Source organism: Bacillus sp. MN7755 (genome assembly GCF_054771475.1).
In genome coordinates this window covers 309,039-333,523 of record NZ_BTRL01000007.1, presented here as the reverse complement: position 1 = coordinate 333,523, position 24,485 = coordinate 309,039, and the positions used below count along the sequence as shown (strand labels likewise).

Sequence of the window (24,485 nt, the reverse complement as noted above, 5' to 3'; positions counted from 1 at the left end):
AACAATCTCATTTGCATAAAACATGAATACTGTATAAATAATAAATTTTTATTTTAGGAGGAAAAAATGAAAGCTGTTATTCTTGCTGGTGGGTACGGTACAAGAATTGGGGAAGAAACACATTTAAAACCGAAACCTATGATTGAAATTGGAACAAAACCCATTCTATGGCACATTATGAGTTTGTATAGTCATTACGGGATTACTGAGTTTATTATTTGCTTAGGCTATAAAGGATATGCAATTAAAGAGTTCTTTCTAAATTACAACTTACACATGTCTGATTTCACAATACAGTTAAACGATAATACAATTACTAGCCATTCTCATCGTGTAGAACCATGGAAAGTTACACTAATCGATACTGGTGTAAATACCGAAACGGGTGGCCGAGTGAAAAAGATTCAAAATTATGTCGGAGACGAACCTTTCTGCCTCACTTATGGTGATGGATTAAGTAATGTAAATATAAAAGAACTTATTACATTCCATAAAAAACATGGGAAAATGGCTACTGTTACTACCGTACAACCTCCTGGTAGATTTGGTTCTCTCCTATTAGATAAACAGTCTGTAACATCTTTTCAAGAAAAACCATTAGGTGATGGTGGATGGGTTAACGGTGGATTTTTCGTTTTAAATCCTGAAGTTTTCAATTACATTAGTGGAGATAAATCTGTTTTTGAAACAGACACTTTAGTTCAGTTAGTAAACAAAAATGAATTGGCCGCATATCAACATTCTGGTTTTTGGCATCCGATGGATACATTGCGCGATAAAAATAAATTAGTCGAGCTATGGGAAAGTAATAACGCTCCGTGGAAGGTTTGGTAATATGGCTTCATCATCTTTTTGGAATAAGAAAAAAGTATTTATTACGGGACATACTGGATTTAAAGGCTCCTGGCTCACCCTTTTCTTAAGTTCTTTAGGTGCAGAAGTAGTAGGCTTTTCTTCTCATCCCCCATCCATTCCTAACATTTTTGAACAAGGTAACGTAGCAAAAGAGTGCACGACAATGAGAGGCGATATTACAGATTACCATTCTTTATTTCATGCCATGAAGCAGCATAAACCTGACATAATATTTCATTTAGCAGCTCAGCCAATCGTAACCGCTTCATACAAAAATCCTATCGATACATTCAAAACGAATGTTTTAGGTACTGTCCACGTGCTAGAAGCAGCAAAGTCCGTCGAAAGCGTACGTGCCATTATTAATGTGACAAGCGATAAATGTTATGAGAATGACGGTAGTGGCGACCGAGCGTTCGTGGAAAATGACCGACTAGGAGGTTTCGACCCTTATAGCGCTAGTAAAGCTTGTGCTGAATTAGTTGCAACATCTTATCACAAATCTTTTTTTCACACGAATACTACTTCGCTTGCTTCTGTAAGAGCAGGTAACGTTATTGGTGGTGGTGATTGGGCAGAAGATCGATTATTCCCTGATATCATTCGGGCATATTTGCACAATCATACTTTGTGTATTCGAAACAAATATGCCGTTCGTCCGTGGCAACATGTTTTAGATCCTCTACATGGCTATATCCTTTTAGCTGAGAAACTTTGGAATAATGCTAAATATGCAGAAGCATGGAATTTCGGACCGATTAATGAATCTAGCAGAACCGTAAATGATGTCATTCAATCCGTAACGAACTTATGGAATAAACGACTCACAATCCATTCTCCCTCTATAAAAACTCCTTATGAATCACAAATTTTAACACTCAACAGTACAAAAGCAGTAAACAAACTCGGCTGGACTCCTAAGTTATCAACAGATGATTCTATCGCTTGGACTGTTGATTGGTACAAAAAATATGCATCTGGTGAAAATATAGAATCTTTCACACGACAACAAATCGATGCATTCAAAAATTTATAAGGGGGCTATAAAATGGAACAGAAAAAATGCCGTTTTTGCCACTCATTACTAACCAACACTTTTTTAGATTTGGGCGTTTCCCCTCTTGCTAATTCATTTGTAGCTCCTGAAAGCTCATATAAAATGGAACCTTTTTATCCGCTGCACACATTTGTTTGTAACTCTTGTTTACTCGTACAGCTAGATGAATTTGAATCCCCACAAAATATTTTTCATAACTATTTATACTTCAGCTCTTACTCCTCAAGTTGGCTACTACACGCTAAACAATACGTAGAAATGGCGATTAAGCGTTTCAACTTAACGAAACATTCAAAAGTGATTGAAATCGCAAGTAACGATGGGTACTTATTACAATACTTTAAAAAAGAAAATATCGAGACATTGGGAATTGAACCCGCGAAAAACGTAGCAGAAATTGCTATCAAAAAAGGAATTCCTACTCATGTGAATTTTTTCAGTAATGACTTAGCAAAAAAATTGCCACAAGCTGATTTAATCGTCGCAAATAACGTATTAGCACATGTTCCAAACTTGCATGATTTTGTTGCCGGTTTAAAAACGTTATTAAAACAAGATGGCACGATAACAATTGAATTCCCGCACTTATTAAATCTCATATCCTTTAAACAGTTTGATACGATCTACCATGAGCACTTCTCCTATTTCTCACTTATAAGCCTTCAAAAAATTTTAGCTCATCATCATTTACAAATTGTCGATGTAGAAGAACTTTCAACGCACGGTGGTTCCTTACGTATTTTTGTAAACCATCTAAGTGACCAATCCACTATCCATTCCAATGTTACAAAATTACTCCAAAAAGAAGTCGATCACGGGCTAGATACATTAGATTGCTATCTTCTTTTTTCTAAACGCATCGAACAATTGAAAATAAGTATTTTACAGTTTTTTATCGAAGCGAAAGCTTTAAACAAACAAATTGTCGGTTACGGTGCTCCAGCTAAAGGAAACACCCTTTTAAATTATTGCGGGATAGGAAAAGAGTTTCTAGCTTATACAGTAGATAAAAACCCTCACAAACAAAATCTCCTTCTACCAGGAACCCGCATTCCAATAAAATCTCCTGAAGAAATTAAACGTACAAAACCTGATTACATTCTCATACTTCCTTGGAATTTGAAAGACGAAATTATGAAGGAATGCTCTTTCATTCGTGAATGGGGCGGCAAATTTTTAGTAACAATACCAGAAGTTGAGGTAATTGAGCCATGAAAAAAATCCTTGTAACAGGCGGTAGTGGATGGATTGGTAAATATGTTGTACATTCTCTTATTCAAAAGGGCTATGAAGTGCACGCCACTTACAATACAAATAAGCCTTCCCATCTTTCTTGCCATTGGCATAAAGTAAACTTACTTTGCGATGAAGAAGTAAAAAAACTCATTTACGCCATGAAACCTAGTCATCTCATTCATTTAGCTTGGGAAGCAGTGCCGCCAGCATGCTATGTATCCATTCATAATTACTATTGGCTGACATCCAGCATCTCATTGATTCAACACTTCACAACATGCGGTGGAAAGCGTGTCGTCGTCGCAGGTACTGGCGCAGAGTATGAATGGTTTAACGGCGTATTGTTTGAAGATTCACCGCTTCTTTCCTATAAAACCCCGTATTCATTATGTAAAAATGTACTACACTCCTGGCTACAATCATACGCACGACAAACAAGCCTCAGCATGTGTTGGGGCCGCATTTTTCATATGTATGGCCCTCAAGAACAAGGGAATCGACTCGTTTCTAACATTATCACTTCCTTATTAAAAAATGAGGAAGCACTATGTACACACGGAAAACAATCAAGAGATTTCCTCCATGTGGGTGACGTCGCTGACGCTCTCGTAACAGTACTAGAACGCGACGTTACAGGCACAATCAATATCGCCTCCGGTCAATCTGTACAAATTAAAGAATTAGCTTCTATCATCGCTAGGAAGATAGGAAAAGAACATTTAATAAAATTAGGTGCTATCCCTTTCTCTAAAGATGAACCTTTATTTGTCGGAGTTAATATAGACCGTTTAAAAACTGAAGTAAACTGGAAACCAACATACGATCTAAATACTGGAATCGAAGAAACAATTTTATGGTGGGAATCATTTATAAAAAAGCATAACGATACGCAACACTAAAACGTAAATCCCTCGCCCCTCTTGCTAAATCCTTATACCATTCTTCTAATTTTTCAGGCGTAATAATATGGTGCGTTCCCATTCCCCCATGCTTACTAGCTTCAGAAAGAGTCGGACCAATTTGTAATTTTCTCTTTCTCATCGCATCGTTCCATGGACTGAAACCAAACCATGCAATACACGCAAGTGGCGGATAAATCATAGATTCATGTGCAGATAAATGTCTTCCAACCGTATAACTTCCGTGTTCATGATTATGAATAAATCTACCTCTTCTCCATAACGGCCAATCTTCTGGTAAATAACCGTGAAATCGTTGTTTCATTAAAGGTATTCCAAAGTTAAGGTCCGGATAATTATAGTTAAGATCATCGACCATAATAAGCCCTTCCAGCCAATACATCCTCCCTCCCAATTCATTCAGTGATTTCCAAAACTGATTTTTATCTTGCACGCAAAGAAACTCAGTCGTATTTAAAATCATTTTCCATCCTTTTACTTCTTGTTCCACCCTCATCACTTCATGATCTGTCGCAAATGCATCAAACTCCGGATTTACAGAATCTCGCACTTCCCAATGCGGTGCGAATTTTTTACAAATTTCAACCGAACGATCTGTTGAACCTTTATTAATTAAAATACCATGATCAAACAGTTTCGTATGATGCTTAAGCCACCATGGTAATAAATACTCTTCATTATAAAAATGAGAGATAACGGTTGCAGTAATGTAAATCTCCTCCTCTTTATCTATTAATCTACTTTTTCATCCTACTCCTAATATACTTATCAGTTATGTAATTTGTTTCTTTTATTTTAAAAATATGTGTTTCTACCATATACTATGCGTTCTTACACAACCTCCATTTCTATTTTCTAAAGAATCAACTCGATACAATAAACATCCCAATAAACTGAAAATTAAGTTATAATATCATTATAAAATATGAAGGAGGAATGCACGCATGTACTACAACACTTCATTCGAAAACGATCAACCTGTAGGCCGTCTATAAACTAAGACGGGCATTCATTTAACACATACACTATGCCTCGTCTTAGGGAACTAATATTACCCTAAAAATAGACGGAGGTACTTCAAATGAAACAAACAATTTTAGGCGCTATATGCTTATCACTAGCAGCAAGTATATGGGGTGGTATGTATGTTGTTAGTAAATACGTACTCGATTTCATCCCACCACTAACACTCGGTTGGCTACGTTTTATTATCGCTTTTGTTGTTTTATATAGTATTTTGAAAATAGCTGAGAAAAAGCAAAAGAAAAAAGTAACCATTCGTAAAAAAGATTGGCTATTATTCGCTTGGATTGGATTTATCGGATATTTCATTTCGATCACTTGTCAATTTATCGGAACAAAATTATCCGACGCTCATACAGGCTCGTTAGTAACATCAGCTACACCTGCATTTATGGTTATATTTGCAGCGATTATTTTAAAAGAAAAACTAACCGCTCGTAGACTGCTATCTACTATAATAGCGACAATCGGTGTCATTATCGTAATCGGATGGGATATTGAAATTGGCTCCTATTTTATCGGAACAATCATATTAGTTGGGGCCGCTATTACGTGGGCTTTACTATCTATTTATGTGAAGATTGCTGCAGCCAAATTTTCATCTTTAGTTATTACAACATACGCTATATTCTTTTCACTCTTTTTTATTACACCTTTTATGGTATGGGAATTTCAAACAAACCCGATTGAAGATTTGAACATGTATGTAGTATTAGGCGTACTTTATTTAGGAATCGTCTCAACAGCAGGTGCCTTTTTCCTTTGGAATAAAGGATTAGAATTAATGGATGCAAGCATCGGTTCCTTATTTTTCTTCTTCCAACCTATCGTTGGATCATTGCTCGGTTGGCTACTCTTAAATGAGACATTAAATAGTAACTTTTTTATTGGTGGTATTCTTATTATATGTAGCGTTTTAATTACTACTTTTGAAAAGAAATGAAAAACAGGCAGAGATTCTTAGTCTCTGCCTGTTCGTATAATTTCACTCCATACTCTTTACGCACTCCAATGCGATGGACGGGACAACAATTTCGGCAATTTCGTATATTTATCCCCTCTCGCCGCATTAACTTGAACTTGCGTAAGAAAAATACTATTTGTAAAGTCTGCTCCCCGAATATCTGCATCTCTTAAATCTGCTCCGATGAGATCCGCCCCGCGTAAATCTGCACCATTTAAGTTCGCCGCAATTAAATAAGCACCCCTTAAATTCGCGCCTTGTAAATTTTTCTTTTTCAGGTTTGCTCCCATAAGATCTGCTCCGCGGTGAATAATCCGTTTCTTACGTGTAGCATTCATTTCCTTCCAAACTAACTCACTCGTTTCTAAAAGTAAAACATTTACTTCTGCACGATGTAATGGAACATTTATTTTCATTAACTCATCTGGACTTAAATTTGATAGACGCTCAGTCTCTTCAATTGCTTCCTTCAGATCTTTATGAATTGGCTGCGTCGCCTTTAATAGAATAGCCTCATTCAAATACCAAAGCATTTCATGAAGCTGATGCATAACTGGAAAAGCATCGTACATTTTTCTCGCATGCTTAGTATCTTTCCGCCAATCAATCCCGTTAAATGTAACCTGAGAAATTTTCTGTCCAGCGCCAAAACATTCAAATACTGTACAACCTTTATAACCTTTTCCTCTAAGATCTTTATGTATGCTACATTTATAATCTGACTGTAAATTAGAACATGGTTTACCACCATCTTTATTCACCGCAAAATCTACCGATGCTGCGAACGGCAACGCCACGCAACATAGACCGAAGCATTTTTCACAGTTTGCTTTTAAATGATCGTTATGATTAGTCAAAATGTATACCCCCTGTTGTCTTTTGACTATTTCATAATATTCTAACTGCATGAAATAATCAATTTAAAAATAAACGAGCATCTTTCATTTCAAATCACAACTTTATCATCCGATTTCCTTTCAATTGAAAAAGACAGTTTCTACCCAATGAATTATAATTAAATTATAAAAATTCAAACTAAAAGGAGAATTACTATGGCACTACAAATGAAAACAAACTGTCAAATTTGCGACCAATCGCTCGAGCAAGATTCTGAAGCTTACATTTGCGTGTATGAATGTACATTTTGCGCACCGTGTACAGAAGAAAGACATAACGTTTGTCCAAACTGCGGCGGCGAGTTAGTACGCAGACCGAAAAAGAAACAGTAAAAAGCAAAGCGATATCGCTTTGCTTTTTTTAGACAGCTGAAATTATATCAACGATTTTTCAAATATATCGAACACAACTTCAAATATATCAACGATTTTTTCAATATATCGACGTTTCGCCAAAGGATATCGACTTACCGACAAATAACGACATCTCTATACCCATTCAGCTTCAACACAACTTAAATATTTAAAAATTTAACACAAACAGGCTCTGGTACAACAACATCAGATTGTAATAGTGTTAACTTCCCTGTCGTTTCATTTCTTGAAAATAGTACAAGATTATGTGACTTTTCATTTGTAGCAACAAGGAACTTTTCAGTAGGATCTAATACAAAGTCTCTTGGCCAATTTCCTTCTGTAGATGTATGTTCAACAAATGTAAGCTCACCTGAGTTTTGATCCACACTGAAAACAGCAATACTATTATGACCACGATTACCTGCATATACAAAACTACCGTCAGAAGAAATATGAATCGCACTTCCTTGATTATTTTCATCAAATGCTTCAGGAATGGTAGAAATATACTGTAATTCTGTAAAGGCCCCTTCTGACGGATTATATGTTAACACAATAACCTCTGAACTAAGCTCAGTCATCACATACGCATACTTTCCATTTGGATGAAAAGTAATATGTCTCGGACCACTTCCTGGATTTACAGACAAGCTATTCACTTCTGTTAATGTACTATCTTTTATTTCATACGTAATTAATTTATCTATCCCTAAATCAACGCCCACTACATATTTTTCATCAGGAGTATATCCCGCGTAATGTGCATGTGGTTTTTCTTGTCTTTCTTTATTCGGACCTGAACCTTCATGTGCCATAATAGATGCGGCAGGATTTACAGTTCCATCTTCTTCATTTACTTCAAAAGACTCAATCGTTCCTTTATGGTAATTTGCTGTAACTACTGTATGATTTCCACTATCAACACTCACATGACAAGGGGAAGCCCCTTCTACTACTTGTCTATGTTCTTCCTTTAGCTCCCCAGTTTTACTATCAATCGAATAAGCAGCTACACCACCAGATTCGCCTTCCTTAACAACAGAATAGAGATATTCATTATTTCGGTTAATCGTTACATATGTAGGGTTATCCAGCTTTGCCGCAAGTGTTACATTACTAATTTTTTTGGCTTCCGTATCTAAAGTAAACTTATATATTCCTTCACTATTTTCTTTCGTGTATGTTCCAACATATCCAATAAACTCTTTGTTTCCCTTCATTTTCATAACCCTCTCTCCCTATATTTTTCGTTCATCATACTTCTTAAAATATTTTATGTTGAAAGAGTATCCTAAAAAAATTGGAGTACCTCTTTATACGTTACCATATTTCTCTGCTAAATAGCCTTTAAACCCACTTTTTTTGATACGCTGCTATACTTTCATATTCTTCTTCCAATTGACGTGACAGACGAATATAGATTGGTGTTAAATCTTTATATTTTTCTACACTTTCCATGTTTGGTTCATGATAAAAATTTGCCCCAACCATTTCAGAAACTACATGTAACGTATCTACTTCACCTAAACTATATAAACCGAGGATTGCAGCTCCTAAGCAAGAGCTTTCGAAACTTTCGGGAACATATACGTCTTGATGGAAGATATCCGCCATCATCTGTCTCCAAAGTTCCGATCTTGCAAAACCGCCTGTCGCTTGAATTTTTTTCGGTTCGCCAATTAGCTCTTTTAAAGCAAGTAGAACCGTATATAAGTTATAAATTACCCCTTCTAAAACAGCACGAATCAGATGTTCTTTCTTATGGTGCAATCCAAGTCCAAAGAAAGATCCTCGCGCATTTGCATTCCATAAAGGAGCTCTTTCCCCCGCTAAATACGGGTGAAATAATAAACCGTCAGATCCCGGATTCACTTTTGCTGCTATTTCAGTAAGCACTTCATATGGATCTTTTCCTAAACGCTTCGCAAGTTCAATCTCTGAAGTGCCTAATTGATCACGAGCCCACCTAAAAATCATACCGCCGTTATTAACTGGTCCACCGATTACCCAATGGTCTTCAGTTAGAGCGTAACAAAAGATTCTACCTTTTGGATCTGTTACAGGACGATTTGTTACAGCACGTATCGCGCCGCTTGTACCAATTGTAACAGCCACAACCCCAGGATCTATTGCATTTACACCTAAGTTTGATAGTACTCCATCACTCGCTCCTACTACAAAAGGCGTAGAAACAAGTACATTCATCTCTTTTGCAAGTTCTTCATCTAGTCCTATTAAGCTGTGCGTCGTTGGAACAAGTTTAGAAAGCTTTTCATCAGAAATCCCTGCAACACGAAGAGCTTCCTCATCCCATTTTAAAGATTTCAAATTGAACATTCCTGTTGCTGATGCTATTGAATAATCAATTACATATTCCTTATATAACTTATAAAAAACATATTCTTTGATCGAAATAAATTTATAACTTTTTGCGAACAATTCTGCCTGCTCATTCTGTAACCAAACTAATTTCGAAAGTGGTGACATCGGATGGATTGGTGTCCCAGTACGTAAATAAATTTCATGACCATTCATATCATTCTTTATTTTTTCTGCCCAGCTTGCACTTCTATTATCTGCCCATGTAATACATCTCGTTAATGGATTCCCCTTTTCATCTACAGCAATGATACTATGCATTGCCGAACTAAAAGAGACACAAAGAATATCATTCGGCTGTACACTACTTACTCGTACAGTTTCTTTAATCGTATTTATTACTGCATGAAAAATTTCTTCTGGGTCTTGTTCTGCTGTTTCTGGCGTGGGAGAATATAAAGGATATTCAATTCCATGACTTGCAATAACAGATCCATCAGTAGAAAATAGAACTGATTTTGTACTAGTTGTCCCAATATCTACACCAATCATATATTTTGAACTCACCATTTCTTCCTCCTAACAAAAAAATCGCTACAGCTATCTTTCTAAATTCATATAAAAGTATCCTTATTTTAAACAAACATATCGAGTAATAAAACGCCTCCAAAAGCGATAAATGAAAGTAATGTTTCTAATACTGTCCATGTTTTAAATGTTTCTTTCACTGTTAACCCTAGGTATTCTTTTACCATCCAGAACCCAGCATCGTTTACGTGAGAAAACATTAATGCTCCTGCACCTGTTGCAATGACGAGTAATTCTAAATTCACACCTGTCGTATTTTCAACGATTGGTGAAACGATACCCGCTGCTGTTGTTAAGGCGACTGTCGCTGATCCTGTCGCAATTCGAATTAATCCAGCTACCATAAATGCTAATACAATTGGGGATAGAGCTAAATGCTCAGACATTTGAGCAATAGCATTCCCTACGCCACTATCGATAAGAATTTGCTTAAATCCGCCGCCAGCACCAATAATCGCAACAATAGAACCGATTGGTAATAAGCTATCTTCTGTTACCTTCTTAATCGCCTTTTTATCGATACCTTGACGAAATCCAAGAAAATAGAACGCTGCAAAACATGCAATCAATAGCGCAATTATAGGACTACCGATTAATGTGACAATCTTCATCAAAGTAGTAGAAAGAGGCACATAAGGAGCTGCTGCAGCTAAAACCATTAACATAACAGGTAACAAAATAACTAAAAATGAAACTCCTATTCCTGGTAATTTCGTTGATTTTGTATTTACACGAATCAATTCTGGCTCATTTTCAGGAATTACACGTTTGTGAATCCATTTAGCGAATATAGGACCTGCAATAATCGCTGCAAAAAATGTAATAATGAGTGAATACAATAGTACCTTCCCAAGATTCGCTTTATAAATACCAATTGCAACGATTGCCCCTGGATGCGGAGGAACAAGGCCGTGTACGACAGATAGCCCAGCAATTGCTGGTAATGTTATCAATAAAATATTTTGTTTCGTTGTTTTATGAATAGAAATTACTAACGGCAATAATATTAAAATGCCTACTTCAAAAAACACCGGAATTCCAATAATAAAACCTGCAATTAACATCGCCCATGGTAAGTTTTTTATTCCAAAGGATTTAATAAAGAACTCTGCCACTTGCATTCCTGCACCTGATTCTGCCATCATTTTCCCTAAAATTGTACCTAAAACTAAAATACCTACTAAATGCCCGAGAACACTTCCGACTCCCGTTTCATAAGCACTCACTATTTTATCCATTGGCATTCCAGACATAATTGCTAAAAACAAACTTGCAATCGTTAAACTAATAAATGCATGCCATCTCCACCACGACACCCCTAAAATAACAATTACAATCGATAATAATGTAATAATTAAAAGATACATATTCATACTCAATTCCACCTAACCCTTTATGTAAACCCTTTCAAAATTACTTTATAATTAAGAGAACCTATATAGTTCTTTCTTGAGTAAAAGATACATTTACATATTGATATACACTTAAAAAGCAGATTCACATCATAATGATTTATATAAAAAGAATCTCCCTTATCAGAGATACACTTTAACCCATCTCTCTAATAAGGGGATTTCTCTTTAATAATTATAACGTTATTGTGATAAACGCTTCACGTGAGCAACTTTTCCTTCTTCAAAAGTGAATGACACTTTCTTCTCTTGCTGTTTTCACGTAGTAAGACTCCAAACTCGGGATCCAAGTTAAACGATGAAGTTACCTAGGAATCTGTCCTCTCATGAAAAGCAATTTTCGGAAAGCCTCCTTCACTTTCATATATTATAATTTAGGTGCTTTTGCCCAATCTGCAGCGAACTTTTCAATACCTTGATCTGTTAATGGATGCATAGCAAGTTGTTCAATTACTTTATAAGGGATTGTTGCAATGTGAGCACCTGCCATCGCTACACGAGTTACATGATCTGGGTGTCTGACAGAAGCTGCAATAATTTGTGTATCTAATTGATGAATATCGAATAGCTCAGCAATTTTCGCAACTAAGAGCACACCATCTTCAGAAATATCATCTAAACGTCCTAAAAATGGAGAAACGTACGTTGCACCTGCTCGGGCAGCTAAAAGTGCTTGGTTCACCGTGAAGATAAGTGTAACGTTCGTTTTAACACCTTTTTCAGTAAGGTAGCGACAAGCTTCTAATCCTGCTAGTGTCATCGGAAGTTTAATTGTAACTTTTTCATCGCCACCGTTAATTTTAATCAGTTCTTCTGCTTGGGCGATCATCTCTTCAGCTGTAACAGCATCTGGCGTTACTTCTGCCGAAACAGATTCAACTTTAGGTACTGCCTGACAAATTTCTGCAATTCGGTCTTCAAACTTAATGCCCTCTTTCGCTACTAAAGACGGATTTGTTGTAACACCAGCTAAAACTCCAAGTTTATATGCTTTTTTTATGTCCTCAAGATTTGCAGTATCAATAAAAAACTTCATGATCTATTCCCTCCATTTTTTAAACGTCAATGAGTTAAATTTTTAAGATGTTTATTTCTTTTCTACAGCATGTCCGCCAAATTCATTGCGCAGAGCTGCTACTACTTTTCCTGTAAATGTATCATTGTCTAATGAGCGATAGCGCATTAATAACGACATTGCGATGACAGGAGTTGCTGTTTGAAGATCTAATGCTGTTTCTACTGTCCATTTTCCTTCACCAGAAGAATGCATAACACCCTTAATTTCATCCAGTTTTGCATCTTTAGAAAATGCATTTTCTGTTAATTCCATTAACCATGAACGGATTACTGAACCGTTGTTCCATACTTTTGATACTTTTTCATAATCGTAGTCAAATTCACTTTTCTCTAGAATCTCAAATCCTTCACCAATAGCAGCCATCATACCGTATTCAATTCCGTTGTGAACCATTTTTAAGAAGTGACCACTACCAGCTTTTCCAGCATATAAGAATCCATTTTCTACAGCAGTATCGCGGAAGATAGGTTCAACAATGTCCCAAGCTTCTTGATCTCCTCCGATCATGTAACAAGCACCATTACGAGCGCCTTCCATTCCGCCAGAAGTTCCTGCATCCATAAAGTGAATGCCATCTTTCTTTAATTGCTCATATCGGCGAATAGACTCTTTATAATGTGAATTACCCGCTTCAATTAAAATATCTCCTTTTGAAAGCAATGGTGTAACCTCATCAATAACAGAATCAACAACAGCGTGTGGTACCATTACCCAAAGAATTCTTGGTGATTGTAATGACTGAACAAGTTCACTTAAACTAGATGTACCTGTAGCCCCATACTCTTTCATTTCTTCTACTGCGCTCGTATTTAAATCAAATGCTGCTACCTCGTGTTTATGATCCATTAAATTTTTCCCTAAATTTAATCCCATTTTACCTAAACCAATTAATCCTACTTGCATAATATAATTCCTCCTCAAATCATCTTTTATTAAAAATCCATATCACTACGATTTTGAATACCTTTCAGCACTGATAAGTTGATCTGTCCAGAAAGGTATTCACAGTCATAGCTTAAGAATTCAATACATTTTTTGTAATTTGAACAACATTTTCTGTCGTAAATCCAAATAGATTCATGACTTCAGCCCCAGTTCCTGAAGCTCCAAATGTTTCAATTGATAATATTTTTCCTTCTTGTCCTACATAACGTTCCCAACCGAGAGATACACCCATCTCAAGAGATACTCGTTTCGTTACAGAAGACGGAAGAACGGATTCTTTATATTCTTTCGATTGGTGATCGAATAGCTCCCAGCTTGGCATTGCAACGATACGAACAGAGACATTGTCTTCTTCTAGTTTCGCTTTTGCACTAGCAGCTAAGGATACTTCAGAACCTGTTGCAATTAAAATTACATCCGGATTTTCATTCGTTTGTGCTAATACGTAAGCGCCTTTAGAAAGATTCTCTATGTTCGCTTTCGTTTCATGAAACACCGGTAAATTTTGACGGCTGAGTACTAAAACGACTGGACCATCCGTTTGCTGTAAAGCATAAGCCCACGCACTTGCTGTTTCATTTGCATCTGATGGGCGGATAACTGTTAAACCAGGAATTGCCCGAAGAGCTGCCAATTGTTCAATTGGTTCATGCGTTGGACCATCTTCTCCTACAGCGATCGAATCATGTGTGAATACGTAAGTAACAGGTAACTTTTGCAATGCAGCCAGTCGAATAGACGGACGAAGGTAATCATTAAATACAAAGAATGTACTTACGAACGGTTTTACTCCTCCATGAAGAGCCAGTCCATTCGCTGCCGCGCCCATTGCATGTTCACGTACACCGAAGTATATATTTCGGCCAGCATACGATTCTACTGCATACACTGCTTCACCTTTTATATCTGTCATCGTGGAATGAGAAAGATCCGCACTTCCACCGAAAATAGAAGGAATCGATTTCACATAATGATTAATAGCTTCCCCACTTGCAACACGAGTTGAAATCGTTTTTTCAGTATCGAAGGATAAAATGTCTTTCGCTTCAATTAAAACCTCACCTGTAATCGCTTTTTCTAATTCATCTGCTAGTGCAGGGTTCGACTCTCTGTATAAGTTGAACTGCTCATTCCATTCGTTCTCTTTTTCAATACCTTTTTGTTTCAGTTCATTAAAATGAGCTGTTACTTCTTCCGGTACAAAGAAGTCTTCCTCATAATGCCAACCATACACTTGTTTTGTCGCTGTTGCCTCTTCTACTCCAAGCGGGTTGCCATGTGCTTTGTTCGTTCCAGCAACTTTTGGACTTCCGTAACCTATAATGGTTCTAATTTCTATAAGAGTAGGTTGGTCCGTATTGTCTTTCGCTAATTGAATAGCTTTTGTAATAGCATCAACATCGTTTCCATCCTCAACTCTTACATATTGCCAATGGGCAGATTCTACCCTTTTCTGAATATCTTCAGAGAAAGCAATGTTTAATTCACCATCAAGTGAAATTTCATTTGAATCATACAGCACAATTAACTTGCCAAGTTTCATATGCCCCGCCATTGACATCGCTTCATAAGCGACACCCTCCATTAAATCACCGTCTCCAACTAAAGCGTACGTATTATGATCTATAATAGAGTGACCATCCTTATTAAACTTCGCTGCTAAATGCGCTTCTGCCATTGCCATTCCGACAGCATTGGCAATTCCTTGTCCTAACGGGCCTGTAGTCGCTTCAACTCCGGAAGTATGACCAAACTCAGGATGTCCTGGTGTTTTACTATTTAACTTTCTGAAGCTTTTCAAGTCATCAATTGAAACGTCATATCCAGCTAAATGAAGTAAGCTATATAGTAGGCTCGATCCATGTCCCGCCGATAAAACGAATCGATCACGGTTAAACCATTTTGGATGATTAGGATTGTGATTTAAATGATTCGCCCATAGTGCATAAGCCATTGGTGCTGCTCCCATCGGAAGACCCGGATGACCTGAATTTGCCGCATTAATAGCATCAATTGATAACGTACGAAGTGTATTCACTGCTAATTGATTTATATTTTGTGTCATAGTAATCGTCCCCCTAAATGCTTTCATTAAAGAAAGTACTTATTTTTCCGTTTTTTGATCTAACCACCATTTAAATTCACTTTCTTGCAATAGTTCATTAGACGCATCTGGACCATATGAACCCGACTCATATTCATGAAGTGGCAATAAGTTTTCCTCAAATGCTTCAAGAATTGGTTGTACCCATTCCCATGACAATTCAACTTCTCTCCAATGTGCAAAGAATGTAGCGTCTCCACTCACAGCATCATGAATGAGTCTTTCATACGCTTCAGGTACTCCCACATCCGCTTGCTCACAAGTAAAGTTAATACGGATCGGTTCAATTTCTCCATTTTTCAATGGATTTTTACTATTTAACTGTAATGAAACATTCTCACCTGGGCTAATTTCAATTATTAATAAGTTAGGTGCTGCATTTGGATTATTATCTTGATATTGTTGTTTTAACGTATTTTTAAATTCGATTACAATACGAGTAGACTTTTCTTTCATTCGTTTTCCTGTTCGGATATAGAAAGGAACGCCTGTCCAAAATGGATTATCGATCCACAAGCGAGCAGCAACAAATGTGTCTATGTTAGAAGAAGGATTTACTCCTGGCTCCTCTTTATATGATACAACTTGTTGACCATTTATCTCTCCTGAAGAGTACTGTCCGCGAATGATATGGTTGTGAACGTCTTCTTTTTTCACTTTACGAAGCGTTTCCATTACCTTTCGCTTTTCCTCTCGAATTTCACATGCGTTAATTTTTTCCGGCAGATTCATAGCAGTCATCATTAATATTTGTAACATATGATTTTGAACCATATCACGAATGGCTCCTGCCTGATCATAATATCCTGCTCTTTCTTCAACCCCAACTGTTTCACTCGCTGTGATTTGTACATTCGCTATATGTTCTTTATTCCAAATCGATTGAAGAACAGGATTTGCAAATTCAAGTGCTTCAAGGTTTTGAATCATCGGCTTACCTAAATAATGATCAATACGGTATATCTCGTCTTCTTCAAACGTTCGACTAAGCTTATCGTTAAGCTCACGCGCAGATTTAAGATCGTGCCCAAACGGTTTCTCGATCATCAGACGTTTCCATCCATCCGTTTTATCGAGTCCGCTTTCCTTAATATTTAAAGCAATTGTCTCGAAAAATTCAGGTGCAACTGAAAGATAGAACATTCTATTACCTTGTATATGTAGTTCTTCTTCCCTTTCACGAACAACTTGTAATAATCTCTCATAGTCTTCCGGCTTACTCACATCTAATGGGCAATAACGAAAATTATCTAAAAAACTTTCGAGTTCTGGAGTACCTTCTTCTCTATGACGGGAAAACGTCTCTATTGATTCTTTTATTCTTTTTTGAAAATCTTCATGAGATACTTGACGTCTCCCAAGCCCGATAACGGATATTTGCTTTGGAAGCTTTTGATCTCTATATAAGTTATATAGTGCGGGGTAAATTTTGCGTTTCGCTAAGTCCCCTGTCGCTCCAAATAAAACAAAGGTCATTGATTCCAATTTTAGTCCCCCTCTTGTTGTATAATACTGGTCAATATATTCAAAATGAATTGTACAGAAGCTCATGTTTTTATAAAAAACAAAGAGTTATCAAATTCCAATTCTTTTTATACCTTTCGCTTTCTAATTGTCCCCAATATTAATAGTGGCAATTCAAAGCATTTTCCCCACATCCTACTTACTCAGTTAAGCTTATATAAAATAACTTAATTATTAAAAGTAATTAAGTTATTTTATGTATATCATATTAACTACATAGATTATAATCGTCAAGTAAAGTGTCTCGAATTAAAGATTTATCATTCCGTAACATCTTTTCGGGCTTGTCTATTTGTTAGGAAAGATTAGAAATATGTTCATTACATAAAATGAATAATAAAAAGGCAAAACCTAACATATTCTTGTTTGGTTTTGCCTTTTTATTATTGCTTCAAATGATTTTTAACTGCCCTTATAACCAACTCATGATCTTCTTCTGGTGGTAATCCTGAAACTGTTATCATTCCAATAACTCCTACGTCTTTTATTTGGACAGGAACGCAACCACCAAACGCAGCATATTCCGAGCTATCTAAAAGATATTTTTCATTATATGGAATTCCAGTTATTTCACTTTGTATTTGCATATAATACGAGCTATGATTGTGCAGGGAAACGACTCGTTTTTTACGCTCAATCCATTTCGTATTTTCCTCAGTTGTCCCCGTCATCTTGAAATGAAATAGTTGCACACCATTTTTTGCTATATCAACAGCAATCAATTTCCCCTCTTGCCTCGCTGTTTCAACGATAAATAAACCTATTTGCAAAGCATCTTCATTTGTAAAAGAAGAAAATTGAAGTGTTTCCTCTTCTATTAAAATTTGTTTACTTATTTCATTTAGATTTGAAGTACTCATATCTTTATCCCCCTTAATCACTTTATGCCACATTGATATTTTTGAATTTATGTGACTCTATCGTACGAACTTTCTACCGTAAAGCGTATTCTTTTCTTCTTGGTGCTATTATGAATTATATTTAACACATTAAAAATGTATGTCCTTTCGTACTAAACATTTCGTATAGAAGTTTTTTACTTCCGTGATCCGGATGGTACAAAATACATAGACAACGACAACATTACAAGCATAAAAAAACCAGTTGATCGAGCAACTGGTTCGCTAACAATTTCATATGGGATATTCATTCAACCAAATGAATGCTTGTTCATAATCATCAAAAAATTTTACAGATTCTTTTGTATTAGATTGTTGTAAATAATTCATTATCTCCCCTTCTTCATGGAGAAAAGCAATTGCCTTACTGTGATTCAAAATCGTTTCATTGAAAAACTTCTCTTTCCATGCTTTTTGAACAGAAAAATGATCTGGCGTGTATCCTTTTCTATCTACCAACAATCTGTATTTCCGCCCCTCGGAAATGAACTGCTGACAAACCTGCTCGAAACCATTAAACCATTCATAAACATCATCTGTTTTAATCTTGCCGATAAGACGGGTAACAATTTATATCTCCTGAAACCGTTGTGCTTATATTCGAATTACTCAACTTGGAATCATCTCCCTTAGTTACAATTATGCGTAAAAATCTCATAAAATCAATACGGATAAAAGTGTTACGCATTAAAGCAACCTTATGTACAAATAGCACCTATGTGAAAGATAATCTTTTGTCGTTAATTTAAAAAGGGACAGACTCTCCAAACGGAGAAGCCTGTCCCAAAATCGTTCTATTTTATTTTGCATTAGAACTAACAATCGTGAATTAGAATAATGACTTAATACTTGCTAAAACAGTAAGGACACCTACAATAATAACAAATACGTTGCTCATTTTCCCTTTGTATTTAGCTAGTACCGCTACTTTATTGATTGCATACATCGGTAATAGACATAAGATAGCAGCAACTAATGGACCGCTAAGTGAATCAATAATTCCAAGAATACTTGGATTTGCATAAGCAACATACCAGCATGTTAATACGACAAAAGTAAGGATTATTGTCTTAATTGTTTTTTCTTCTATATCTTTTCCACGTGTTTTACCAAACTTCATAATCACGTCACGCATTACCTCATATGCTCCGATATAGTGGCCAAGGAAAGACTTTGTAATAGCCACAAAAGCAATGATAGGAGCTGCAATAGTGATTACAGGCGAATTAAGCTCATTAGCAAGATATGAAAGGATTGATAAGTTCTGCTCTTTTGCCATTTTAATATCATCTGGAGTCAAACTCAATGTACTGCTCCAGACGAAGAACATAACAACCGCAAATGTCATGATATAACAAACCTTTTGTATTTGCGCACATTTAGCATCAGTGGCTTCGATCCCATACGTAGCTCTCTGTTTCACAACAAATGATGAAATCATAGGTGAATGATTAAATGAGAATACGATGATTGGTAGAATCATTAATATCGTTCCAAAATATCCTGTTCCTGTTGAAGCAGTAGAAACAGCTGAAAAACTAAGCATTGACGTATTCCACTGTGGAATTAAAGATATTGCGATAAAAAGTAGAGAAGCTATGAAAGGATACACTAGCATACTCATTACCTTTACAGTAATATCTTGACCAAAATTCAGTATAGCGATAAGACCAAGAACTAATACAAGTGATAAAATAGCCCTTGGAGGTTCTGGCATGTGCAATTGATGCACGATAAAACTACTTGCAGTATTTGTAAGCGCAACCGAATACATTAGTACGATTGTATAAATTGAACCGAAATATACGATGTTAAAAATGATACTCGCTTTATTTCCGAAATACTCTCTAATTGTACCTGTGATCCCCTCATCAGCAGAATTAGAAGCGTATATCATTTTAGCAAGTGCCCTATGTGAGTAGTACATAACTGGATATGCAAGTAATGTAATTAGTAGTAAAGATAATAAACCACCTGAACCTGCATTAATCGGTAAAAAGAGCACCCCTGCTCCAATTGCAGTTCCAAATAGACTCAATGCCCATGTAGTATCCTGCTTATGCCACTTTTTCGGATCTGCATATTGCTCATTTTTTAGTGCGGTATTTTCAGCTTGAACTTCTATTTTCTTTGCAGTATTCCCGTTCATATAATAACTCCCCCTTGTATCTATTCCTGCATCTCCCTTTTTAGCTAACGAATATTTTCCTTTTTTGGAAAATGAATTCCTTACAAGTTGCCCCACATTGCATGTCCTTCATCATAATAAATCCAAATTGAAACATTCGCTAGTTAGCGTCCTAATATAATTGTTAGCGTTCACAAAAAAGTTTACTCGTAATATCCGCTCTTTATATAAAGACCCTTAAGAGAACAATATAGAATAGACTTCATAAATACGTTGCAACATTTCTAATAACAGTGTATTACTTTAATGGTTTCTCTTTTTTACTTTTAACAGTAAATTTAGCTAAACCGGCCTCTCTTAATTTGCGAGTCATTTCTTTCTCAATTCTATACATCACTTTAATAACTTCGGCAGCATTTATGGTATTGATTACACAAGCCACTGAAGCACTTTACATACATTTCGCCTCTAATCACACACCTTTCTTACTAATAATCGCATTTTTTATATTTTCTCCAGAGATAATAAAATTTCTCTCGACGCCCTCATTATAACGTGTATATTTATAAAATTAATATTTTTATATTTTCAGAAATATTTAATGGGTATAATTTTATATGGATAATAATTTACAGTTAGCACGCAACCCTTGTTCCTATCACTTAAAATTGAATTAATTAGCATAAAATACACTAATATATTACTTATTCAAGTTACTCATCATAAAAATATTTATATCATTATTTGTCAAAAAATTTTATTTCAAACTAGAAAAGATATTCTAATAAACAATTAATGTGGTTAAAAACAAATATCGTTTTGAATGTATAAACCATTTTTCAGGATATAGATTATCGCTATTGCATTCATATACATTTTTAGGAAGATACGTTTTTTACTTTATGGCAATAAGAGACCACTAACATTTTACAAAAACCTACGCTAAACGAAAAAAAATAAAATAAGCTACCCATATCGGGCAGCTTATTTACATAATAATCATTATCAGGAGTGTGCAAACACCTCAATACAATGTCATCTTAATTCTAGTTTTTTTAACTCTTCTTCAGGAATATCTCTATGTCAAAGTTTACGTTTATATTGTTTTCCTTTTTTACAATTGCCTGAACAGAAATACAGGGTAATATAAAACTAAGAAAACACATAATGCTAACCATTGTTAGTCTTATTTCCATAACATCAATCCTCTCTTTTATTAAGATGCAACAAAAGAGAGGATTTTATTGATTATTGCACAACCTAACAAATTAAAACCCCTCATTAACTAACTCTTTGATCGAGTTTAATTTTGAAGAAAGCTCGATAAACCATTCTTCGTCTCCTGTTAATAATGCAAGGTCTATAAGATAAAGGATTTGCTCCTTATTTATTACCTTTGATTCAGGGAGTTTGTTAACATGTTTACTAAAGAGTAAAATCGCTTCGTTTATTGTGTACTTGTCGTCATGTTTCACTATACTAACTGTAACTACATCTTCCGCTTCATCAAGTGATACAATGTAACCAACTATGAATTCACCCTCATTTGATACTCCTCGAACCCAATCTCCTACTTTTAAAACATGATTATTATTTGACATCATACTTTTTCACCTTCTTAAAATTATTTTTAATGACGATAAACAAGAAATAAAAAACAAAATTAAACTGTAATATTTTCTATTACATTTAATTTTTAAAAACTTACGACTATATAACATTTAAGCCGTTTAACGTTCTTGATTGATAAGATCAACAATTTCTTGCATTGTATAGTTCTTTAAGTATTCACCTAGATGTTCTTCCGCACCTAAAAAAATAGTGAAGAGAACTTTTTGCATATTCAAACCTACAATACACTGATCATTTGATTCCGGACACTTAGGTTGCAACGCACCTTCAGAGGTTATTTGATAAATATGCCAGAGGTTAACTTCACTTAAATCCCGAGCGAAAATAAAACCTCCACCAGTCCCCTCTTTTGATTGAATAAACTTATGTTTTTTTAACAAACTTAGCACTTTACGAATGCGTACTGGGTGAACACCTGCACTTTCTGAAATAGTATTACTTGTTGACATTCGGTCTGGCTGTAGAGCTAAATAAGTTAAACTGTGAATGGCCAAGGTAAAGTCGCTGCTCATGGTTTTCCTCCTACGATAAAGAATAATGTTTCTGGCATGTTAACTTACTGTAGCCATAAATATTACAGATACGTTAGTCGAACATTAAAATATATAAAATTCATTCTAATCATGAAGAAATAAATTCTTTTATATTCTATCCGAACTCACCTATATCCCATAACTCCATTTAGCTTTTTAAATTAAAAATACATTTAAAGACTCCATTGTTTCTTCACTTGCTCTTCTGCCAACTGTTTGATTTTTGTCCATATCGTATCTTTATTCACAATAACATTTGTTTGATAATTTCTATCGTTATAATTAACTGTAACGCATACTTCTATCATTTTTTGCTTCCTCCTTTCAAAAAATTTTTTTATATTTAATCGCTGACAAATCTTGGGTTTAGTTATAGTCTCTAACCTATAACTTCAATTTTTAAATAATCCAAATTAAAAGCCCCACTGTTTTTTGACTTGTTCTTCTGCCAACTGTTTGATTTTTGTCCATATCGTATCTTTATTCACAATAACATTTGTTTGATAATTTCTATCGTTATAATTGACTGTAACACATACTTCTATCATCTCCGGTTTCCTCCTTTCAAAAAACTTTTCTTGAAAAATATTACTTATTAATTAGCCAACTTTTGCAGTTCAATATTTAAGAACGTTCGAACGCTACGTGGTAAAAATTTACGAATTTCTTCTTCATTAAAACCAATCTGTAATCTTTTCTCGTCCAGCATAATTGGGCGACGCAACATTAGCGGATGCTCAATTATTAATTTATAAAATTCATTCAGCGAAAGCTCATCTATATTTATATTTAAGTCTTGAAAAGTTTTGGATCTAGTTGAAATAATTTCAGTAGCACCCTCTTCAGTTAAACGAAGAATGGATTTAAGTTCATCCACTGTCATAGAATTGGATACGATATTTTTTTCAGTATAATCAATTTGATTCTCCTCCAGCCATGCTTTCGCTTTTCGGCATGAACCACAGCTTGCTGTTGTATATAAAACCACCATATTTCACTCACTCCTTTAATGTTCTTTATGAAACGTACATTTTAAATATCGGTTATTGAAATGTATTAAAAAAAATTACAGTTTAGAATCAAATACACGTAATATTATTTATTCGGCAATGTTTCGTTTATTTCTACTATTCGTTTCTTTTCATGCTTCTTTTATAAAATGATTGAAATTACATTTACAGATGATGACAACTCACTTCTTAAATCTATACTGTAATTTTAAACCTTACAGTTCTATTAATCAAATGTTAAGTCTTGGATTAATTAATCATTTTTTTGTGTGGATGGTTCCCATAGTATTATGCTAACCAATTTCCAATGCACTTCAAAGTGCATTTTATTCATTTCTTACTTACATGTGTTATTATGGACGATATTTAACATAATAACAAGTACGCACTTTAAAGTGTTATAGGTACTAAAAAGTAACGTATAAACTTTCTAGTGTAGTTCTGCTTACTTCTCTCTTACATCGGTTATTATGAACGATATTTAGCACAATAAATAGTAAGCACTTTAAAGTGTTATAGGCACTAAAAAGAAATAATTTTAGCATTACAACGTATTTAGGTCCAAAACTGTAATCTAAATTCATCAAAGGAGTTTTTTTATGAAAACATATAATATTCCTGTAGAAGCGACTTTAGAAGTTATTGGCGGAAAATGGAAAGTTGTTATCCTTTGCCATTTAAAGAAAGGAACAAAAAGAACGAGCGAATTAAAACGTTTAATGCCTGGTATTACACAAAAAATGTTAACACAGCAATTACGTGAACTAGAAGAAGACGATGTAATCCAAAGAAAAGTGTATGACCAAGTGCCACCAAAAGTAGAGTACTCTTTAACGGATTACGGTTCTTCTTTAGGAGCCATACTCGATTCCCTCTGCACTTGGGGAGAAGTTCATCTTGAAAAAAACGGGAATACGTCCATGCTTATTACAGCTGATGAATAGTAACTGTTCCTACTATATTGAAAACAAAAAATAGGTCGAGGCAATACTTGCCCCAACCTAT

At 35.3% G+C, this 24,485-nt stretch carries 23 protein-coding genes and 2 pseudogenes; 7 read left to right on the top strand and 18 right to left on the bottom strand.

The window, feature by feature from the left end:
• Nucleotides 1-66: 66 nt before the first annotated feature.
• Genes rfbF through ACYVEC_RS06880 form a run of 4 tightly spaced genes read left to right on the top strand, consistent with a single transcriptional unit; the run spans nt 67 to nt 4,047 of the window.
• Nucleotides 67-834 (top strand): glucose-1-phosphate cytidylyltransferase, encoded by a 768-nt coding sequence (rfbF, locus tag ACYVEC_RS06895; RefSeq protein WP_460505990.1) that lies wholly within the window; start codon nt 67-69, stop codon nt 832-834.
• A gap of 1 nt (nt 835) precedes the next feature.
• A complete protein-coding gene (gene rfbG / locus ACYVEC_RS06890; protein ID WP_063221884.1) occupies nt 836-1,891 on the top strand; it encodes a CDP-glucose 4,6-dehydratase in 1,056 nt (351 codons plus the stop codon).
• Nucleotides 1,892-1,903: 12 nt separating this feature from the next.
• Nucleotides 1,904-3,127 (top strand): class I SAM-dependent methyltransferase, encoded by a 1,224-nt coding sequence (locus ACYVEC_RS06885; protein WP_063221885.1) that lies wholly within the window; start codon nt 1,904-1,906, stop codon nt 3,125-3,127.
• On the top strand, nt 3,124-4,047 hold the full coding sequence (locus tag ACYVEC_RS06880; protein ID WP_063221886.1) for an NAD-dependent epimerase/dehydratase family protein: 924 nt from the start codon (nt 3,124-3,126) through the stop codon (nt 4,045-4,047). Before ACYVEC_RS06885 ends, ACYVEC_RS06880 begins: the two co-directional genes overlap by 4 nt.
• Here the strand turns inward: ACYVEC_RS06880 and ACYVEC_RS06875 are convergent.
• Nucleotides 4,016-4,801, bottom strand: coding sequence for a glycosyltransferase family 2 protein (locus tag ACYVEC_RS06875; protein WP_080468351.1), 786 nt, complete (start codon nt 4,799-4,801; stop codon nt 4,016-4,018). The two genes, ACYVEC_RS06880 and ACYVEC_RS06875, sit on opposite strands and share 32 nt — an antisense overlap.
• 348 nt (nt 4,802-5,149) lie before the next feature.
• Here ACYVEC_RS06875 and ACYVEC_RS06870 point away from each other — a divergent pair, with 348 nt between their 5' ends.
• Complete coding sequence (locus tag ACYVEC_RS06870) at nt 5,150-6,034, top strand: DMT family transporter (RefSeq protein WP_460505987.1); 885 nt, start codon at nt 5,150-5,152, stop codon at nt 6,032-6,034.
• A gap of 56 nt (nt 6,035-6,090) precedes the next feature.
• Here ACYVEC_RS06870 and ACYVEC_RS06865 read toward each other — a convergent pair whose 3' ends face one another.
• Nucleotides 6,091-6,912: a pentapeptide repeat-containing protein gene (locus tag ACYVEC_RS06865; RefSeq protein ID WP_063221889.1), complete on the bottom strand. Its 822-nt coding sequence runs from the start codon at nt 6,910-6,912 to the stop codon at nt 6,091-6,093.
• A 195-nt stretch (nt 6,913-7,107) separates the two neighbouring features.
• Between ACYVEC_RS06865 and ACYVEC_RS06860 the strand changes: the two genes are divergently transcribed.
• On the top strand, nt 7,108-7,284 hold the full coding sequence (locus ACYVEC_RS06860) for a DUF1272 domain-containing protein (RefSeq protein ID WP_001207874.1): 177 nt from the start codon (nt 7,108-7,110) through the stop codon (nt 7,282-7,284).
• A 182-nt stretch (nt 7,285-7,466) separates the two neighbouring features.
• Here ACYVEC_RS06860 and ACYVEC_RS06855 read toward each other — a convergent pair whose 3' ends face one another.
• The 16 genes and pseudogenes from ACYVEC_RS06855 to spxA all read right to left on the bottom strand — a co-directional run bounded on the left by ACYVEC_RS06855 (nt 7,467) and on the right by spxA (nt 23,461).
• Nucleotides 7,467-8,534: a lactonase family protein gene (locus ACYVEC_RS06855; protein ID WP_460505984.1), complete on the bottom strand. Its 1,068-nt coding sequence runs from the start codon at nt 8,532-8,534 to the stop codon at nt 7,467-7,469.
• Nucleotides 8,535-8,655: 121 nt separating this feature from the next.
• Nucleotides 8,656-10,197 (bottom strand): gluconokinase, encoded by a 1,542-nt coding sequence (gene gntK, locus ACYVEC_RS06850; RefSeq protein WP_063221890.1) that lies wholly within the window; start codon nt 10,195-10,197, stop codon nt 8,656-8,658.
• A gap of 65 nt (nt 10,198-10,262) precedes the next feature.
• Complete coding sequence (gntP, locus tag ACYVEC_RS06845; RefSeq protein WP_460505982.1) at nt 10,263-11,588, bottom strand: gluconate permease GntP; 1,326 nt, start codon at nt 11,586-11,588, stop codon at nt 10,263-10,265.
• A 406-nt stretch (nt 11,589-11,994) separates the two neighbouring features.
• On the bottom strand, nt 11,995-12,663 hold the full coding sequence (gene fsa, locus ACYVEC_RS06840; protein ID WP_000667675.1) for a fructose-6-phosphate aldolase: 669 nt from the start codon (nt 12,661-12,663) through the stop codon (nt 11,995-11,997).
• Nucleotides 12,664-12,714: 51 nt separating this feature from the next.
• The gene (gnd, locus tag ACYVEC_RS06835; RefSeq protein ID WP_001195919.1) at nt 12,715-13,608 is read right to left on the bottom strand and encodes a phosphogluconate dehydrogenase (NAD(+)-dependent, decarboxylating); all 894 of its coding nucleotides are present in this window, start codon (nt 13,606-13,608) and stop codon (nt 12,715-12,717) included.
• 112 nt (nt 13,609-13,720) lie between these two features.
• A complete protein-coding gene (gene tkt, locus ACYVEC_RS06830; RefSeq protein WP_063221893.1) occupies nt 13,721-15,715 on the bottom strand; it encodes a transketolase in 1,995 nt (664 codons plus the stop codon).
• Between the two features lie 39 nt (nt 15,716-15,754).
• The gene (gene zwf / locus ACYVEC_RS06825; RefSeq protein WP_063221894.1) at nt 15,755-17,239 is read right to left on the bottom strand and encodes a glucose-6-phosphate dehydrogenase; all 1,485 of its coding nucleotides are present in this window, start codon (nt 17,237-17,239) and stop codon (nt 15,755-15,757) included.
• A 422-nt stretch (nt 17,240-17,661) separates the two neighbouring features.
• A complete protein-coding gene (locus ACYVEC_RS06820) occupies nt 17,662-18,171 on the bottom strand; it encodes a heme-degrading domain-containing protein (RefSeq protein WP_142332853.1) in 510 nt (169 codons plus the stop codon).
• Nucleotides 18,172-18,411: 240 nt separating this feature from the next.
• A pseudogene (locus ACYVEC_RS06815) lies at nt 18,412-18,865 on the bottom strand (STAS/SEC14 domain-containing protein).
• Between the two features lie 141 nt (nt 18,866-19,006).
• Complete coding sequence (locus ACYVEC_RS06810) at nt 19,007-20,326, bottom strand: aromatic amino acid transport family protein (protein WP_001014166.1); 1,320 nt, start codon at nt 20,324-20,326, stop codon at nt 19,007-19,009.
• Nucleotides 20,327-21,378: 1,052 nt separating this feature from the next.
• Nucleotides 21,379-21,501, bottom strand: a pseudogene (locus ACYVEC_RS06805) (DUF3888 domain-containing protein); the annotation flags it as partial.
• 72 nt (nt 21,502-21,573) lie between these two features.
• Nucleotides 21,574-21,909, bottom strand: coding sequence for an IDEAL domain-containing protein (locus ACYVEC_RS06800; protein WP_460505978.1), 336 nt, complete (start codon nt 21,907-21,909; stop codon nt 21,574-21,576).
• 126 nt (nt 21,910-22,035) lie between these two features.
• Entirely contained in the window at nt 22,036-22,449 is a 414-nt protein-coding gene (saiR, locus tag ACYVEC_RS06795; RefSeq protein WP_063221898.1) for an Rrf2-family transcriptional regulator SaiR, read from the bottom strand.
• 194 nt (nt 22,450-22,643) lie between these two features.
• On the bottom strand, nt 22,644-22,778 hold the full coding sequence (locus ACYVEC_RS06790; RefSeq protein ID WP_000573529.1) for a BA3454 family stress response protein: 135 nt from the start codon (nt 22,776-22,778) through the stop codon (nt 22,644-22,646).
• A 105-nt stretch (nt 22,779-22,883) separates the two neighbouring features.
• A complete protein-coding gene (locus ACYVEC_RS06785; protein WP_063221899.1) occupies nt 22,884-23,018 on the bottom strand; it encodes a BA3454 family stress response protein in 135 nt (44 codons plus the stop codon).
• A gap of 47 nt (nt 23,019-23,065) precedes the next feature.
• Nucleotides 23,066-23,461 carry a transcriptional regulator SpxA gene (gene spxA, locus ACYVEC_RS06780; RefSeq protein ID WP_000261181.1) on the bottom strand — a complete coding sequence of 132 codons (396 nt, stop codon included), beginning with the start codon at nt 23,459-23,461 and terminating at the stop codon, nt 23,066-23,068.
• 618 nt (nt 23,462-24,079) lie between these two features.
• On the opposite strand from spxA, the gene ACYVEC_RS06775 reads away from it, so the two are divergent.
• Nucleotides 24,080-24,424 (top strand): winged helix-turn-helix transcriptional regulator, encoded by a 345-nt coding sequence (locus ACYVEC_RS06775; RefSeq protein ID WP_000860825.1) that lies wholly within the window; start codon nt 24,080-24,082, stop codon nt 24,422-24,424.
• The last annotated feature ends 61 nt before the right edge of the window (nt 24,425-24,485 follow it).

Bases quoted from the DNA above. Each gene is read 5' to 3' on its own strand.
- rfbF (WP_460505990.1), top strand. From the start codon at position 67: ATGAAAGCTGTTATTCTTGCTGGTGGGTACGGTACAAGAATTGGGGAA.
- rfbG (WP_063221884.1), top strand. From the start codon at position 836: ATGGCTTCATCATCTTTTTGGAATAAGAAAAAAGTATTTATTACGGGA.
- ACYVEC_RS06885 (WP_063221885.1), top strand. From the start codon at position 1,904: ATGGAACAGAAAAAATGCCGTTTTTGCCACTCATTACTAACCAACACT.
- ACYVEC_RS06880 (WP_063221886.1), top strand. From the start codon at position 3,124: ATGAAAAAAATCCTTGTAACAGGCGGTAGTGGATGGATTGGTAAATAT.
- ACYVEC_RS06870 (WP_460505987.1), top strand. From the start codon at position 5,150: ATGAAACAAACAATTTTAGGCGCTATATGCTTATCACTAGCAGCAAGT.
- ACYVEC_RS06860 (WP_001207874.1), top strand. From the start codon at position 7,108: ATGGCACTACAAATGAAAACAAACTGTCAAATTTGCGACCAATCGCTC.
- ACYVEC_RS06855 (WP_460505984.1), bottom strand. From the start codon at position 8,534: ATGAAAATGAAGGGAAACAAAGAGTTTATTGGATATGTTGGAACATAC.
- gntK (WP_063221890.1), bottom strand. From the start codon at position 10,197: ATGGTGAGTTCAAAATATATGATTGGTGTAGATATTGGGACAACTAGT.
- gntP (WP_460505982.1), bottom strand. From the start codon at position 11,588: ATGAATATGTATCTTTTAATTATTACATTATTATCGATTGTAATTGTT.
- fsa (WP_000667675.1), bottom strand. From the start codon at position 12,663: ATGAAGTTTTTTATTGATACTGCAAATCTTGAGGACATAAAAAAAGCA.
- gnd (WP_001195919.1), bottom strand. From the start codon at position 13,608: ATGCAAGTAGGATTAATTGGTTTAGGTAAAATGGGATTAAATTTAGGG.
- tkt (WP_063221893.1), bottom strand. From the start codon at position 15,715: ATGACACAAAATATAAATCAATTAGCAGTGAATACACTTCGTACGTTA.
- ACYVEC_RS06820 (WP_142332853.1), bottom strand. From the start codon at position 18,171: ATGTGGCATAAAGTGATTAAGGGGGATAAAGATATGAGTACTTCAAAT.
- ACYVEC_RS06810 (WP_001014166.1), bottom strand. From the start codon at position 20,326: ATGAACGGGAATACTGCAAAGAAAATAGAAGTTCAAGCTGAAAATACC.
- ACYVEC_RS06800 (WP_460505978.1), bottom strand. From the start codon at position 21,909: ATGATGTCAAATAATAATCATGTTTTAAAAGTAGGAGATTGGGTTCGA.
- saiR (WP_063221898.1), bottom strand. From the start codon at position 22,449: ATGAGCAGCGACTTTACCTTGGCCATTCACAGTTTAACTTATTTAGCT.
- ACYVEC_RS06790 (WP_000573529.1), bottom strand. From the start codon at position 22,778: ATGATAGAAGTATGCGTTACAGTTAATTATAACGATAGAAATTATCAA.
- ACYVEC_RS06785 (WP_063221899.1), bottom strand. From the start codon at position 23,018: ATGATAGAAGTATGTGTTACAGTCAATTATAACGATAGAAATTATCAA.
- spxA (WP_000261181.1), bottom strand. From the start codon at position 23,461: ATGGTGGTTTTATATACAACAGCAAGCTGTGGTTCATGCCGAAAAGCG.
- ACYVEC_RS06775 (WP_000860825.1), top strand. From the start codon at position 24,080: ATGAAAACATATAATATTCCTGTAGAAGCGACTTTAGAAGTTATTGGC.